Genomic DNA, 16,096 nt, shown 5'->3' with positions numbered 1-16,096 from the left:
GAGATGTTTTTTATTTGATTTAAGGATACCTAAATATGCTCAAACCATCTTTACATACGCACCATTGTTTCTGTGAAGCTAAATAACTCCCTGTGCAATCATGGCGTCTGCAACTTTTGTAAAACCAGCAATATTTGCCCCAACGACAAGGTTTCCAGGAGCATTGTACTCATGTGCGGCATTGATGCTGTTTCTATAAATTTCTTTCATTATCTCTTGGAGCTTCGTATCAACTTCTTCAAATGTCCAAGAAAGTCTCATACTATTTTGAGCCATTTCTAATGCAGAAACAGCTACTCCCCCAGCATTAACAGCCTTTGCTGGACCAAAGAGTACTTTGTTTTCATGGAATATATTTATTGCTTGTAACGTCGAAGGCATATTTGCACCTTCACCTACAGCAATCACACCATTGGATACTAAGAGATTAGCAGCTATTTCATCGATTTCATTTTGAGTTGCACAAGGTAAAGCGATATCACAAGGAATCGACCAAATACCTGAGCATCCAGGATAATATTGAGCGTGAGGATGATCTATAACATAATCACTAATTCTCTTGCCTTCAATCTCTTTCAACCTCTTAACGGTCTCAAGGTTAATGCCTTGTTCATCATAAATGTAACCACTTGAATCACTACATGCCACAACTTTGGCTCCAAGCTGGTAAGCTTTTTCAATAGCATAGATTGAGACATTGCCAGAACCTGAGACGACCACTGTACTTCCTTTAAATCCAAGGCCAGCATCTCGTAACATTTCTTCAACGAAATAAATAGTCCCATATCCAGTAGCTTCTTTTCTTGCTAGACTGCCTCCGTAATTTAAGCCTTTACCTGTTAAGACACCAGCTTCGTATGCACGACGTATTTTTTTATATTGTCCAAACATATAGCCGATTTCTCGCGCACCTACTCCTATATCTCCAGCAGGGACATCGACATCGGGGCCAATATATTTTGAGAGCTCGCTCATGAAGCTTTGGGTGAAGCGCATAATTTCTTTGTCTGATTTTCCTTTTGGATCAAAGTCAGATCCACCTTTACCACCACCGATCGGTTGACCAGTTAATGAATTTTTGAAAATTTGTTCAAACCCAAGAAATTTAATAATGCTGGCATTAACAGAAGGGTGGAAACGAAGTCCTCCTTTATAAGGACCAAGTGCACCATTAAACTGAACACGGAATCCACGGTTTACTTGGACGGTCCCATGGTCATCAATCCACGGAACTTGAAAGCTTATTACACGTTCTGGCTCAACAATTCTTTCAAGAATACCATGTTCCCTATATTTTGGATTCGCTGCTAGTACAGGAATTAATGAGTCAAACACTTCCTTAACAGCTTGATGAAATTCTTGTTCATTTGGGTTGCGCTTTATGACTAAGTCATAAACCTCCGCAACGTAATCTTTTGCGAATTGGGTCTCTGCATGTTGGTTTTGTATTAAAATAGCCATAGTTCCCTCCTAGCTTTAATTGTAATGTTGTTAAATGTCCAGTGGGAATTACTGGATTTTTCTGAATTTAATTGTTAGATTTTCTAATATGGTATATCTTATTATTAATAACCGATCTGAACAATATGGAAAAGAGATAATTTCCATGCTGAAATGAGATAAATAAAAGGAGATTTTAATGGAATTAAGACAAATCAAATACTTTATGGAAGTTGCCAAAAGAGAGCACGTTACAGAGGCAGCAGATGCTTTACATGTTGCACAATCTGCAGTAAGTCGGCAGATTGCTAATCTAGAATCAGAATTAGGAGTTGATTTATTTATACGAGAAGGTAGGAGAGTAAAAGTAACTCCTATCGGAAAAAGGTTTCTAGAACGAATGACACAAGCCATGAATGTCATAGATAACGCGCGTCTTGAAGTTGAAGAATATTTAGATCCAGAGCAAGGAACGATACGGATTGCATTTCCAATTAGTATGGCAGCCTACACACTTCCGAGTGCCATTGTCGCTTTCAGGGAGCAATATCCTATGGCTAAATTTCAATTAAAACAAGCGACATATTATGAGCTTATTGATGGAGTGATTAGTGGAGATTTTAATATGGCGTTAATAGGGCCTGTCCCGAAGGAAAAGAAAAAAGTGAAAAGCCAAATTTTATTTACAGAAAATGTGGTTGCATTATTGCCTTTAAATCATCCTTTTGCTGATAGAGAATCATTAACGATAAACGAACTTCAACATGAACAATTTATTTTATTGCCAGAAGGGTTTATTTTAAGGGAGCTAATTGTAGAAGCTTGTGTCCATTCTGGGTTCGACCCAAAAGTGTCATTTGAGGGCGATGATATAGATGCATTAAAGGGGTTGGTATCAGCAGGACTTGGTATCACTTTAATACCTGAGATCACATTAGTTGAAAATTTACCTCATGCAACTGTAAAAATACCGATTATAAACCCTTCTGTAACACGTACAGTGGGAATCTTGATCCCAAGTGAACGGCAATTGCTTCCAACAGAGAAATTATTTTATGAGTTTTTGTTAGGCTTTTACAAGAATAAGACAAGTAATTGAGACATTCCAATGTTTGGAGTGTCTCAATCTTTATAACGCGCTTCTAACAACAATGTTCTTAATGAAAATATACTTGTTATATATATCAGTTCGATATCGTTTCCATCTTTTATTCATATTGATAAGATCAATTATCAATTTTAAACTACACTTAGCACTAAATAGTATTTTACTAACAGAGTCCGACAAAGGTAAAATCACTCTGTTTATGAAAATAAAAGATGGAATATTAGGAATTGTTTTGAAAAGAGGTGGCTAATTTATGAATAAAAAATGGACCCAATGGCAAAAACAAGTGATCCATGAAGACTATGTAGAACCTGAATTAGACGAAGAAAAGATAAAGAAAAAAATGGAGGAAGTAAATAAAAAGTACTATGCCTTTCATGGAAACATTAAAAAACAACCTAATAAAATTACAAGCCAAGGTTAGAATTTTAAGAGGTGTGCCACCACATTGGCACACCTCTTGATTTCCTATTAAATAGGGAGGTGAATACAAAAAGTCGTCTTATGTTCATCTGAAAAACAGGTTAATTCACCTAAATGCTTTTCAATGATTTTTCTACAAACGAACAATCCGATGCCTGTGCCGAGCTCCTTTGTTGTATAAAATGGTTCAAAGATCGTCTCTTGGACTTCTAGTGGAATCATAGGGCCATTGTTTGAAACCTCAATTACTACGCGTTTTGCATCAAGATAGCATGTAAGATGAATAATTCTTGGTTTTTCTCGTTGAATCACGGCATCAATGGAATTAAACAAGACATTTAGAAAAACTTGCTTGATTTCATCTTTATGAGCTTCGATCTTGATAGTAGGGTCGATATCAGTTGAAATTTGAACATCTGAATCTACAATGCTTGGATATAAGAAATTTAATATCTCGTCTAGCAAATCGTTTAATATGACTATTTCTTTAGGGTTTTCGATGAAATCCAGTTTTGATGTATGCAAGAATTGAGTAATTCTAAATTTTAACTGGTCTAATTCTAGTTCGATGATATCTAGATATTTTATGTTTGGATATTCAGTTCTTAGTAATTTATTAAAGCCAATAATGGAGGTTAACGGATTTCTGAATTCATGTACAAAGCTTGATGACATTTGCCCTAATATGGCTAGTTTGTCCTTATGAGTTTGATTGATAAAGAGTTTCTTCTCCTCAAGCTCTGTATTTTTTATTTCTGTGTATTTTGTAACAGCATGATAGCAAAATTGATCAAATTGTGTGTTTATCTGATCGATAATCGCAGCCAATTGTGTGCGGGAAACATCTGATTGAAGGACGAACTTAATGAGTAAGCTTCTACCTAAATTCACGTTATACACAAAGTCACCAATGTTTATATTTGCTTCGACACGTTCTTTCGCTACTTTGTAGGCTAGTTGTTGAACATCATCTTCTGTAACTGTGTCTAGTAACGTATTCTTGATTAAAGCATACATCAAATAACCGTTCTCTTTCACTTTCTCTTTATGGACATCTGCCTGATCTAGAATGATTTGTTCTTGCCACAATGTGATAAAATCTGATTCGTTTTTTTCCAAAAAATCAATTACGGCTTGAGAGAAAAAGTGAGGTAAACCAGGCTTTAATGACATAGTAAAAATAAGTCACCACTTTCCATAAGAAATCACCATGTCAAAACAATGATGGTACTAGTTTATTTAGACATTTTGTGAGGTATTTCCTTTCTATTAATGATATTTAATCATGTAAAATGATGAACAAAGTCATATTATGCAAGAGGAGGGAGCCAAAAAGGTCTGAAATTGACCTATAGGGCTCCCTTGATTAGTTGCTATCCATTTATAATTTCTCCACCATTCACGTGCATGACTTGTCCTGTTACATAGGAAGAGTCATCAGAAGCTAGGTATACGTAGCTTGGTGCTAGTTCCGCTGGTTGTCCGGGTCTTCCCATTGGGCTATTGGTACCGAATGTCGCTACTTGATCAGCAGGGAAAGATGAAGGGATAAGAGGTGTCCAAATAGGACCAGGAGCCACTGCATTTACACGAATCCCTTTGGAGACAATACTTTGAGAGAGTGAACGCGTTAAAGCAATCATTGCTCCTTTAGTGGAAGCATAGTCCATTAAAACTGGATTCCCTTTATAGGCAACAATGGAAGCTGTATTTATAATCGTACTTCCTTGTTGTAAATGAGGCATGGCTGCTTTAATAAAATGAAAGCAAGAGAAGATGTTTGTTTTAAAGGTGCGTTCCATTTGTTCCACAGAGATATCTTCAATGTTTTCTTGATAATGTTGTTCAGCAGCATTATTGATTAAACAATCTAACGTTCCAAAGGTGGAAATTGTTTGATCTATTGCCTTTTGGCAGAAGGACTCATCCCCTATATCCCCAGCTAACAAAAGACACTCTCCCCCGTATTTTTCAATTTCTTCTTTCGTTTGGTTTGCATCATCATGTTCTTCAAGGTAGACAATGGATACTTTTGCTCCTTCTTTAGCAAAAGCAATGGCAACGGCTCGTCCAATCCCGCTATCTCCACCTGTAATTAGTGCGACCTTGTTATTTAACTTTCCACTTCCTTTATAATTTGGATCATCATAGATAGGTAAGGGACTCATGGTACTCTCTACCCCTGGTTGATGATTTTGAGATTGAGAAGGTTGGCCGTTTGTTTGTGTTGACTGGATCTCACTAAACTCCATCTGATCTGATCACTCCTTTTGAAAAAATCATTATTAGATTGCGCTTTAAAAGGACGAAATAATCATTATATATTTAAGAGTTGTTCCATGTTCTAGAAATCCGTTACCGTATTTTATAAAAAGAAAAGAGCACACGAAACTTTGTGTGCTCTTTGAACCGAAATATCTGAAATTAAGCCGCATTTGAACTTGAAGAATTCGCTAATTGTTTGTGAGCTTTTCGGATTTTGTTCATATACCAAAATGCAACAACAAGCGTAATCGCTCCGCCAATGGCCAGTGACAGTTCATATGGAAGAGAAAAACCTTCTGGTGCGTACAAGAAGTACGTTGAAACAACAGCTGTCATAAATAATGCAGGGATTCCACAAATCCAATGAAATTTGCGTGATTCAAGTAAGTACATCGCTGCTGTCCAAAGCATAACCGTAGCGACAAGTTGGTTTGTCCCCCCGACGTACCTCCATAAAAAGGTATAATCGATCGTTGAAAGCCAAAATGCTGGAAGAGTAACCGGGATCGTAGCGATTAAAACCCCTTTGAGTCCTTGAACTTTAAAGAATTTCTCCACCAGCTCCGATACCATCATTCGAGAAGAACGTAACGCGGTGTCTCCTGTTGTAATAGGCAAAATGATTACTCCAAGAATAGCAAGAATTCCTCCAAGTGTACCAAGCAGTGTGGTGGAAATTTCATTTACAACGCCAGCAGGACCACCGGCAGCTAATGCCTCTTGAAGCCCACCTGTTCCCCCAAAGAATGTCATTCCAGCTGCTGCCCAAATAAGTGCAATGACTCCTTCAGCAACCATCGCTCCGTAAAACACTTTTCTCCCATGAGACTCGCGCTTAATCGTACGAGCAAGAATCGGACTTTGCGTACTATGAAAGCCTGAGATTGCCCCACATGAAATAGTAACCATTAATAAAGGCCAAATTGGTAAATCTCCAGGGTGTAAATTAGAAAATGTTAGATTAGGGATCGAACGATCTGTTAGCAATAACGCAACCCCTATGGATACAGCCATAAATATTAAAATCGCACCGAAAATAGGATAAATCCGACCAATGACTCGATTCACTGGCAAAACGGCAGCAACTAGAAAATAAGCAAAAATAAGAACAATTGCTACTGTAAATGAAAGTGGTGTAAGACTTGCAATTAATTGCGCAGGTCCGGCAGTAAACGCAGCTGCTACAAGAATCATTAGAACAATCGATACAAAGTTAATGATGATGCGCATCGTGTTACCAAGGTAACGGCCTACTAAGCTCGGAAATTGTGCTCCATTATGACGTAAGGATAGCATTCCTGAAAAATAATCATGAACCGCTCCAGCAAAAAGACAACCAATAACGATCCAAATGAAAGCAACAGGACCATATAATGCACCAGCCACAGCCCCAAAAATAGGGCCTAGACCAGCAATATTTAAAAGTTGAATTAAGCTTGCTTTCCACCAGGGCATGGGTGTGTAATCAATAGCATCAGAATTTGTATAAGCAGGTGTTTTGTTTTGATCATTTATACCGAAAATGCGTTCCACCACTTTAGAATAGATGAAATATCCAATAATAAGAAACGCAATCGCAAAAAGAAAAGTAACCATGATAAGTCCTCCAATTGTCTGAAAAATCTAAGTATGATTCGTATTGTAACGATTTCTTACATTAGAATCAATATATTTTTCTGAAAAAACTTTAAATTCATTAAATTAAAGCGGTTTCAATTGTAAAAAGGTTAATTTGGTATTTTCGTACAAAAAAGATGACCCTAGAATAGGATCATCTTTTTAAATAATTATTCTTTTGATCTTGGTTTTGTAGGGTCACAATCTGGTGCATCAAGATGAGCCGATTGAGCTAACTTTTCTAAGTAATAGCATTCTTCACGTGCCATATGATCGGCCATTAATTGATCGAGTGTACCTAGGAGTTTATTCGTCATTTCCATTTCTTCAAGTTCCTCTAAAAACGTTTTAAACAACACGAGTTCAAGCTTAACATGATTGTTGAAACGCTCAAGAGCAGGAAACTGATCAACATTTGCGCGCAAATATCCAGCCATTTCAACAGCTTTAATATAATATTGCTCAAATCGTTTCGTAAAAGCTTCACTTTTGTCTTGTAACTGTTTTTCGACTAAATCTAGTGAATCAGTAATTCCTCCTGCGTGACCAGCAGCATCGAGAAGCCAAACTAAGTGATGGTGAAGTGGATGAGAAATGGGAGGTTCTTGCTGTTCTAATAGGTAGGGGAGGATTCGTAAATATTCTTCCACTTCATTGACCATATGATTGAGAAAAGTTGGACTAAGTTCGATCGTAACGTCGCCAACCAAGTGTTCACGAATAATTTCAAGCTTAAAAGCTCTAATTGCCTGCGCTTGCTCATTCGCTTGTTCAGTCAGGCGCTGTAGCTGTTCCAAACTAAGGTTTTGACGACTTGTCTCAAGAAGCGAATCAAAGGTTTGAATAAACGTGATGGCTGATTGAACAAATTCGGTTTCCATTGGTGACAGAGAATCTCTGATAAACCTTGCGTGATCACCTAGAACCTGCAACCAAAAACGATGTTCAAATAATGCAGAATGATAAAAGTTATTCAATGAAATAACCTCCCTTTATGGATAAGTGACTCAATCAACAATATGTCCGTAAAGAGAGGTATATGAGGTAAATTAAAAAGACTGACTTGAAAGATCTATAAAAAAAACGATGAGAGCTTGTCTCATCGTTTTGTCGTCTTATTCGTTTACAGCGTCTTTAAGTTGCTTACCTGGCTTGAACGCTGGGTTCTTTGTAGCAGGAATTTCAATTTCTTGACCTGTTTGTGGGTTACGTCCTTTACGTGCAGAACGCTCACGTACTTCAAAGCTACCAAAGCCAACTAGTTGAACTTTTCCACCTTCAACAAGTGCTGTAGTAATACTGTCGAAAACTGCGTCTACTGCTTTTGACGCATCCTTTTTAGAAAGGTCTGCTTGCTCCGATACTGCGTTAATTAAGTCTGTTTTGTTCATGAAAAAAACTCCCTTTCATACCATGTTTTGAAAAACGCTTCATCCAATTTTGGTGAAGTGTTCATTCTTCATTTTTTAATAACTGTCCTGTTTCGACAAGCTAAAAATAAAGCCGCAACTTTATTTAATAATGAAACCCTAGTGGTGTCAAGACTTTCAGCGGAAATTAAAGAATATTATCCCATTTTTTTCTCATTTTTTGACAAGAATCGTTATTTTTTTGAATCTCGACGTAGTTTTTTGTAAAAAAATAAGAGGTGACAGTTATGTCTCCCTCTTACATTTTCCGAACAGATATTGTAGAAATCATCATGATAGCTAGTACAAATGTTATGATCATAAAGTAAAATGGAGCAAGATAGGAAACTAAAAGCAGTTGAAATGTTAAAATACAACCTGCAGCTGTAATGGGAAGACCAACAAAGAATCCTGTGCTCTCAGTTATGTTAAATCGAGCTAACCTTATTGCACCGCAGGCAATAAAGAAAATGGTAACAAACATACCAGGTAAACCGAAATTAAATAGAATTGCCTGATATAATAGAAAGGCGGGGGCTACACCGAATGAGATGATGTCACTTAGGGAATCTAATTGTTTCCCAAATTCTGAGGTGCTATTAAAGCGTCTAGCTGCTGCTCCGTCTAACCGATCAGTCAGTGCAGCAATGGTAATAAAAAGAAGACCTAAACGTAATTCATTTTGTAAAATAAACATAATAGCAAAAGCACCTAGTCCTAAATTTAAAAGGGTTAAGGCATTGGCAATTTGCCCTTTTAATTTTTTGACGGTATGATCCAATTGATGTAAAAGGAACATGTCATCGACTCCTTATAAATTTATGCAAAACCATAGTGTAAATCAAATGTTCTTAAATAATAATCATACCATACGTTGTAGAAATCGACCAGATCACAAAAAAAGTTTCTGTTGTACAAATATTAGGAGGTATTATATTGAAAAAATTGCTTTTCCGATCATGTATTGAACTGACGAATCACCGATTAACCTCAGCCGCTTTGAGAAATTTCTCGAGATCAAAAATGAGCAAACCATTAGTAAAACCATTCGCGAGAACATTTCAATTAAATGATGCGGAAATGAAGAGACCATTACATGACTATGGGCATTTACATGACTTGTTTATTCGAGAACTTAAAGCAGGAACACGACCGATCGATCAACAAACACATAGCCTTGTTAGTCCAGTAGACGGAATCATGGCCCAGCACGGTGACCTCAGCGAGGGCACAGTATTTCATGTTAAAGGACAAGACTATAATATTGAGGAAATGCTTGGGTCGCAACAAGCGGCAGAGCCATATTTCAATGGTCATTATTTTATCTTATACCTTAGTCCGAGTCATTATCACAGAATTCATTGTCCAGTTGATGGAATCATTAAAAGGCAATGGCAACTAGGTGGTCGATCTTATCCTGTTAATGCTTTAGGGCTGCGCTATGGAAAGCGACCTTTATCGAGAAATTATCGAGTAATCACAGAACTAGATATTAATGGAAAGCGTCTAGCTATTGTTAAAGTTGGGGCGATGAATATAAATACAATTGAACTTACCCATAACGGAGAACATCTCCATAAAGGCGACGAGATGGCCTATTTTTCTTTTGGCTCTACCGTAGTTTTAGTATGTGAGAATGGACTCATAACGGATTCAGATATTGTAGAAGATACTGAAGTGAGAGTTGGAGAGACCATTGCATTATTAAAGTAAAAGGGAAGCTCCGTTAGCTGCTACATATGGTTCTTAAAATGAGTTTGGACATATGAGTGCTTTATTACAAGAAAAAGGCACTGTAAGCCGGTTCTGTGGTTCTAAGAGGCATGGTGACCATAGAGAAAAGGCCCGAAACATTCGGGCCTTTTTTCTTTATTTCTATTGAGGTTCATTCATTTTCTTTTCATACATCTCTTTTAAATCATCTTGCACACTCTTTTCCCAAAGTGGGACCCCTGTGCGGTAAGCGGATCTTCCAACCATCATGGCTGCAACCGGTGCTGTTAAGAAAACAAACAAGATAGCAAGCAATATTTTACCTGCGAAGATTCCTTCAACCACAAGGAAGAACAAGAATGTTGCTACCATAATCGAAATCACGCCGAGTGTTGCGCTTTTCGTCGCGGCATGAGTACGTCCGTATACGTCAGGAAAGCGAATTAACCCGATTGATCCAAGCAGACTTAAAAACGCCCCCATTATGACGAAAATACTGAGAATTATCTCAATCACGCTCAAAAACAACACCCCTTTCGATAAATTTAGATAAAGCAATTGTACCAATAAACGCTAGGATACTAATAACAAGAATAACTTCAGAATAAGCAAGTGTCTCTTGTACCATCATAAGGACACCTATGAAGCCAATAAGGTTAATACCAAAAGCATCCAGCGCAACAATCCGGTCTGGCATCGTTGGCCCGATCACAGTACGAACAAAGCAGACGAATAATGAGATCGACATTACTGCTAGAACAATCATTAAAATAGTATGAAACATTATTTCGTCACCTCCAAGATCGCACGTTCAAATGTGTTATGGATTTGACGAATCATTTCTTCTTTATCAGGGACATGGATGGAGTGGATGTAAATATACTTATTATCATCTGAGAAATCCATGGATAATGTTCCTGGTGTTAGTGAGATGAGTGAGGCTAGTAATGTTAACTCCCACTCAGTCTCAAGCTTTGTTGGTACGGCCACGATACCAGGCTTAATGTCTAATTTTGGACTTAGTACAATTTTAATAACATCAATGTTAGCCAATATAAGCTCTTTAAAGAAGAGCAATGTTAACTTAATGAACGCCCATACCCGACGGAAATAAAAATCGAACTGCAAAAAGCGTCTTAACACAAAGAGAATGAGAATCCCAATAACATATCCAACTAGAAAGTCAACGCCTGTATAGCTGTTTTGTAAAAAGGCCCAGATGAGCGCAATGACAATGTTTAATAATATTTGAAAGGCCATAGCAACTACTCCTTTAGAACAGATTCGATATAGATCGATGGGTCTAGGATTTGTTCTGCCACCTGCAATGAATATACAAAGATTGGTTCTGCAGCAAAACCAAGTACAATTGTCAGCGCAACAAGTGGAACGATTGGCAATAGCAGTTTGCCAACTTTAATATTAGCTTGTTCCTCTGTATGCTTTTGTTCTCCCCAAAAGGCATAGATGAAGATTTTCATCATTGAGAAAAGGGTTAAGAGACCAACAGCAAGAGCAACGGCTGCTATTACATAATTTCCTTCTTCAAAACCAGCTAAAATAATTGGAAACTTACTGAAGAATCCACTAAGTGGAGGGATCCCCGCTAGTGAGATCGCAGAGATAAAAAACATCCATGCGAGATATGGATGGGTTTTTAATAACCCTCCCATTTTCTTTAAATCGGTCGTTCCGGTTATTTTCTGGGCAGCACCCGCAAATAAGAACAAGGCAGACTTAACGATGATATGGTGAGCAATATAATAAATTGCACCTGCAACAGCTAGTGTTGAATAAATACCTAGCCCCATAACCATATATCCAACCTGACTAATAATGTGATAAGAAAGTATTCGTTTAAAGTCAAATTGCGATACAGCTCCAAGAACTCCAAAAATCATTGTAAAACCTGCAATTGTCACAATGAGATAGTGAGTAAATGAAGGATCATGTGTAAATATTAGCGTGAAAGAGCGGATAATCGCATAAATTCCTACTTTTGTTAATAATCCCCCAAACAATGCAGCAATGGCTGCAGGTGGTCCATAATAGGAACGAGGAAGCCAGAAATAAAGTGGGAACAATCCACCCTTCATCGCAAAAACGACAAAGAAAAGAACGGCAATAACGTTAATGACACCTACTTGTTCTAGTGCTGCTACACGCTCAGCAATTTGCGCCATGTTTAATGTACCTGTTACAGCATAAATGTAAGCAACCCCAACAATAAATAAAATGGAGGCAAAAACGTTAATCGCAACATACTTGAAGGATTCACGCAGCTGATATTTCGTTCCTCCCATTACGATAAGAATATAGGAGGAAATCAGCATAACCTCAAAGAAAACGAACAAGTTAAATAGGTCACCTGTTAAGAACGCTCCGTTTACCCCTGCTAGCAAAAAGAAGTAAAACGGATAGAAGAAAAACTTCTCACGTTCTGATGAGATCGTTTGAAAAGCAAAGAATAAACAAACAACCCCAACAATGCTACTTAAAATGACCATCATTGTTGCAAACATATCGGCAACTAGAACGATACCAAATGGTGCTGGCCAGTTTCCTAACTCAAGAACAGTAATTCCATTCTGATAGACAAATACTGCTATATAGATAGATAGGATAAGCATACCGACGGCTGTAAATCCGCTAATGACTCGTTGAATCGTATGCTGATGTCTAAATAATATCAGAACCGTCCCAATAATAAATGGGATAAGAATAGGTAAAATAATTAAGTTATTCATCGGCAGATCCCCTCAATTGGTCTAAATCATCTGTCTTATGTTCTTTGTACGTCCGATAAGCGAGTACTAATAAGAAAGATGTGACCCCAAAACTAATGACAATCGCTGTGAGGATGAGAGCTTGCGGTAGCGGATCCGCATAAGCTTCTGATCCTAAACTTAACAGCGGTGGTGTTCCTCTTTGTAAGCCAGCCATTGTTAATAGCAACAAATGCGCTCCATGTGACATAAGGATTAATCCCAATACAACACGAAGTAAGCTTTTTGTTAAAATCATATAGGTTCCGACTGTAAAGAGGACACCTACAGTGATGGACATTAATATTTCCATTACGCATCATCCTCCGCAATCGTTAAAATAATAATTAATGCAATCGCCACAACGACAAGGTAGACACCTAGGTCAAAAGGCAATGCGGTAGTTAATTCTGTCTCACCTAGAATAGGGAGTTGATAGTACTCAAAAAATTGAGTAAGAAAAGGATAGCCAAATAACATACTAGAAACTCCAGTTGCTATGGCGATCAAAAGCCCAATAGCAATGATGGCTGTATAGTCAAAAGGCAATGCTTTTTTAATAGTTTTCATATCAAATGAAAGGTACATTAATAACAGAGCACTAGCTGTCATCAAGCCTCCAATAAAGCCTCCGCCGGGGTTATTATGTCCGGCGAAGAATAAATACACGGAGAAAGCGAGGATGATGAAGGTAACAACTCTAGTCAGTGTATGAAGCATTAATTCGTTTGATTTGATTTGTTTCTTCACACATCTTCCCTCCCTGTCATACGTAATTTAATTAACGCAACCACTCCAAGTGCCGCAATTCCTAGTACAAGCACTTCAAGTAAGGTATCAAGTCCACGGAAGTCAACTAAAATAACATTAACCATGTTGTATCCACCAGCTAGCTCTTTTGAGTTTTGAATGAAGTATTCTGCGATGGATTCAAACCCAGCTTCGTTTCCTAGAGCGGATGCACTAAGAGCAATAATGGTTACTAAAGCACCGACAGCAATAGAGATGATTAAGTTTACAATGTTGAATCGTGGCTTAAACGATTCTTTTCTTAGTTCTGGCAAGTGATAGAACGCAAGCATAAACAGAACAACGGTTACTGTTTCAACGAGTAATTGTGTTAATGCTAAATCTGGTGCCCGGAACACAACAAAGAATAAAGCAAGTAAGAACCCGATCACACCAACAACAATAATCGCCGTAATCCGGTGGTTAATAAATGGAATCACAACAGTGGCTCCAATAAAGACAATAACCAAAATCCACATGAATGGATCAATTCCGGTAATGTTCACTGTATCAATCGCAAACGCATCGTAACGATACAGAGTATATCCAAATAAGAGAATCATAAAGACCGACATATACACGAAGTAATCACGCAATAGCCCAGTCATTTGGATACGTGTAACAAATTGAGACCCGCTTATGAGACCGCTCAAAGAATGATCATAGAACCAGTTGAGAGGGTCTCGCTCTTTTTGATAAATAGCAAGTTTGGCCCAATTCTTCATCATAAGGAAGATCAGTGTCCCCACTCCAATAACTCCAATTGTCATCCATAACTCGGGATTAAACCCGTGCCAATGATAAATATTTACATAAAATCTGTCATCAGGCCCTAATATATTAGGCAAGATCGAAGCCATTGCTGGTTCGATTAAGGTGTATGCAAGTAAGTTAGGGAACAACCCGAAAATGACCACCAATGAACCTAATACAAGTGGACTAATTAACATTCCAATCGGAGCTTCATGGACGTGCTTCACATCCAATTTCTCTGGTTGGAATTTGCCAGTAAACGTCTTAAAGAACATGACCATACAGTAGACAAACGTAAAGACACTTGCGATCCAAGCAAGAACTGGGAAGAGCATCCCCCATGTTTGCATATTAAAAATGTCAAGTTCAGTTGAGTTTAAAACACCAGTAAAGAACATTTCTTTACTTAAGAAACCATTAAATGGCGGTAAGCCAGCCATTGATGCTAAACCAATTAATGAAACGGTAAAGGTTACTGGCATAATGGTCATTAATCCACCAAGCTTGCGAATATCCCTCGTACCAGTTTCGTGATCAATGATTCCAGCAGTCATGAATAAGCTACCTTTAAATGTTGCATGGTTTATCAGATGAAACACAGCAGCAAGAATCGCTGTCGTGTAAATCGTCTCTGTTCCATATCCGTAGTAAAGCGATGCCGAACCAAGACCAAGTAAACACATAATTAATCCGAGCTGACTAATTGTAGAGAAAGCAAGAATCGATTTAAGGTCTTTTTGGCGAACGGCAGAGATCGATCCCCAACAAAGGGTTACGATTCCAAAAATGGATAAGATCCAAAACCATTCAGCAGCCCCACCGAAAACAGGAGTAAGACGAGCAACTAAATAAATACCAGCCTTAACCATTGTTGCTGAGTGTAAGTAGGCACTAACAGGTGTTGGTGCTTCCATCGCATCTGGTAACCAAATGTGAAATGGGAATTGCGCTGATTTTGTAAAAGCTCCAAGTAAAATCAAAAGCATCGCAGGTAAAAAGAGAGCACTTGTTGTGACTAAATCAACATTAGCAATAATTTCACGAATGCTAAATGTTCCGGTCATGACATACATGAGGCAGAAGCCACCAAGCATGGATAACCCACCAAACACTGTAATGAGCATGGATTTTTGTGCACCATAAGTAGACTTCTCACGGTGGAACCAATAACTAATTAATAAGGAAGAAGCTAAACTTGTTAACTCCCAGAATACGTAGAGCACAATTAAGTTATCGGATAAAACAACACCTAACATAGCCCCCATAAACATTAACAAATAAACATAAAAATTGTTAAGCTTCTCTGTCTTTTTAGATAAGTAGTAGATCGAATAGAGAATAACTAGAGTTCCGATCCCTGTTATGAGTAAAAGAAACAGTAAGCTTAATCCATCCAGATACACAGTAAAATTAATCCCGAGAGAAGGAACCCAAGGGACCGTGTATTCGATAACTTCTCCAGCGGACGTTATCGGTAAATACTGAATGAAATAAATAAATAAGACGAGCGGGAGTACAAGGACAAACCACCCCGTATGTATTGGTCTTACGTACTTATACAAAAAAGGGATCAAAATGGCTAACAAAAATGGGGAGATTGTAGCCCAATGTAAAACCGTCAATTGACATACCTCCTTTTTTTACTTTAAACAATGTTAATTTGTGCACATCCTTTTGTTTTTACCCTCAAAATCTTCCTGCAAAATCACAATTCTAAAAGACTAAATAAAAGTATAACCTACTTTTTAGACGCGTGCATCCAAGATGCCTTTAGCATATGCTGATTTTCAAAAACTTATTAAATATGTAGAAAT

17 protein-coding genes are annotated in these 16,096 nt (G+C 37.8%); 3 read left to right on the top strand and 14 right to left on the bottom strand.

The window, feature by feature from the left end; genetic code table 11:
• Positions 1-78 precede the first annotated feature (78 nt).
• Positions 79-1,461: an NADP-specific glutamate dehydrogenase gene (gene gdhA, locus LQ50_RS01210; RefSeq protein ID WP_052144512.1), complete on the bottom strand. Its 1,383-nt coding sequence runs from the start codon at positions 1,459-1,461 to the stop codon at positions 79-81.
• A gap of 178 nt (positions 1,462-1,639) precedes the next feature.
• Here gdhA and gltC point away from each other — a divergent pair, with 178 nt between their 5' ends.
• Positions 1,640-2,539 carry a glutamate biosynthesis transcriptional regulator GltC gene (gene gltC / locus LQ50_RS01205; protein ID WP_034625147.1) on the top strand — a complete coding sequence of 300 codons (900 nt, stop codon included), beginning with the start codon at positions 1,640-1,642 and terminating at the stop codon, positions 2,537-2,539.
• Positions 2,540-2,801: 262 nt separating this feature from the next.
• Positions 2,802-2,972, top strand: a complete 171-nt coding sequence (locus LQ50_RS25285) for a hypothetical protein (protein WP_161784644.1) — start codon at positions 2,802-2,804, stop codon at positions 2,970-2,972.
• Between the two features lie 47 nt (positions 2,973-3,019).
• On the opposite strand, the gene LQ50_RS01200 is transcribed toward LQ50_RS25285, so the two are convergent.
• From LQ50_RS01200 to pssA, 6 genes are all read right to left on the bottom strand, one after another.
• A complete protein-coding gene (locus tag LQ50_RS01200; protein WP_034625145.1) occupies positions 3,020-4,144 on the bottom strand; it encodes a histidine kinase N-terminal domain-containing protein in 1,125 nt (374 codons plus the stop codon).
• Between the two features lie 200 nt (positions 4,145-4,344).
• On the bottom strand, positions 4,345-5,223 hold the full coding sequence (locus LQ50_RS01195) for an SDR family oxidoreductase (protein WP_084138577.1): 879 nt from the start codon (positions 5,221-5,223) through the stop codon (positions 4,345-4,347).
• Between the two features lie 172 nt (positions 5,224-5,395).
• The gene (locus LQ50_RS01190) at positions 5,396-6,832 is read right to left on the bottom strand and encodes a carbon starvation CstA family protein (protein WP_034625143.1); all 1,437 of its coding nucleotides are present in this window, start codon (positions 6,830-6,832) and stop codon (positions 5,396-5,398) included.
• Between the two features lie 191 nt (positions 6,833-7,023).
• Positions 7,024-7,830, bottom strand: a complete 807-nt coding sequence (locus tag LQ50_RS01185; RefSeq protein ID WP_034625142.1) for a DUF2935 domain-containing protein — start codon at positions 7,828-7,830, stop codon at positions 7,024-7,026.
• A gap of 138 nt (positions 7,831-7,968) precedes the next feature.
• A complete protein-coding gene (gene hbs, locus LQ50_RS01180; RefSeq protein WP_034625140.1) occupies positions 7,969-8,244 on the bottom strand; it encodes a non-specific DNA-binding protein Hbs in 276 nt (91 codons plus the stop codon).
• A 277-nt stretch (positions 8,245-8,521) separates the two neighbouring features.
• Positions 8,522-9,061 (bottom strand): CDP-diacylglycerol--serine O-phosphatidyltransferase, encoded by a 540-nt coding sequence (pssA, locus tag LQ50_RS01175; protein WP_034625138.1) that lies wholly within the window; start codon positions 9,059-9,061, stop codon positions 8,522-8,524.
• Between the two features lie 137 nt (positions 9,062-9,198).
• Here pssA and LQ50_RS01170 point away from each other — a divergent pair, with 137 nt between their 5' ends.
• The gene (locus LQ50_RS01170; RefSeq protein WP_034625136.1) at positions 9,199-9,975 is read left to right on the top strand and encodes a phosphatidylserine decarboxylase; all 777 of its coding nucleotides are present in this window, start codon (positions 9,199-9,201) and stop codon (positions 9,973-9,975) included.
• A gap of 162 nt (positions 9,976-10,137) precedes the next feature.
• On the opposite strand, the gene mnhG is transcribed toward LQ50_RS01170, so the two are convergent.
• Genes mnhG through LQ50_RS01135 form a run of 7 tightly spaced genes read right to left on the bottom strand, consistent with a single transcriptional unit; the run spans position 10,138 to position 15,904 of the window.
• Positions 10,138-10,497: a monovalent cation/H(+) antiporter subunit G gene (gene mnhG, locus LQ50_RS01165; protein WP_052144511.1), complete on the bottom strand. Its 360-nt coding sequence runs from the start codon at positions 10,495-10,497 to the stop codon at positions 10,138-10,140.
• The gene (locus LQ50_RS01160) at positions 10,484-10,759 is read right to left on the bottom strand and encodes a Na(+)/H(+) antiporter subunit F1 (protein ID WP_034625134.1); all 276 of its coding nucleotides are present in this window, start codon (positions 10,757-10,759) and stop codon (positions 10,484-10,486) included. Before LQ50_RS01160 ends, mnhG begins: the two co-directional genes overlap by 14 nt.
• Positions 10,759-11,235: a Na+/H+ antiporter subunit E gene (locus LQ50_RS01155; RefSeq protein ID WP_034625133.1), complete on the bottom strand. Its 477-nt coding sequence runs from the start codon at positions 11,233-11,235 to the stop codon at positions 10,759-10,761. Before LQ50_RS01155 ends, LQ50_RS01160 begins: the two co-directional genes overlap by 1 nt.
• Positions 11,236-11,240: 5 nt before the next feature.
• On the bottom strand, positions 11,241-12,722 hold the full coding sequence (locus LQ50_RS01150) for a Na+/H+ antiporter subunit D (protein ID WP_034625131.1): 1,482 nt from the start codon (positions 12,720-12,722) through the stop codon (positions 11,241-11,243).
• A complete protein-coding gene (locus LQ50_RS01145) occupies positions 12,715-13,053 on the bottom strand; it encodes a Na(+)/H(+) antiporter subunit C (protein ID WP_034625128.1) in 339 nt (112 codons plus the stop codon). The genes LQ50_RS01150 and LQ50_RS01145 overlap by 8 nt, the downstream gene beginning before the upstream one ends.
• Positions 13,053-13,490, bottom strand: a complete 438-nt coding sequence (locus LQ50_RS01140) for a Na(+)/H(+) antiporter subunit B (RefSeq protein WP_373279158.1) — start codon at positions 13,488-13,490, stop codon at positions 13,053-13,055. The genes LQ50_RS01145 and LQ50_RS01140 overlap by 1 nt, the downstream gene beginning before the upstream one ends.
• Entirely contained in the window at positions 13,487-15,904 is a 2,418-nt protein-coding gene (locus LQ50_RS01135; protein WP_034625126.1) for a Na+/H+ antiporter subunit A, read from the bottom strand. The genes LQ50_RS01140 and LQ50_RS01135 overlap by 4 nt, the downstream gene beginning before the upstream one ends.
• Positions 15,905-16,096 lie beyond the last annotated feature (192 nt).

The organism is Halalkalibacter okhensis (genome assembly GCF_000787375.1).
GTDB classification, from domain to species: Bacteria; Bacillota; Bacilli; order Bacillales; family Bacillaceae_D; genus Halalkalibacter; species Halalkalibacter okhensis.
The sequence above is the reverse complement of the archived record's forward strand: the minus strand, read 5'-3'. Positions and strand labels throughout refer to the sequence as shown.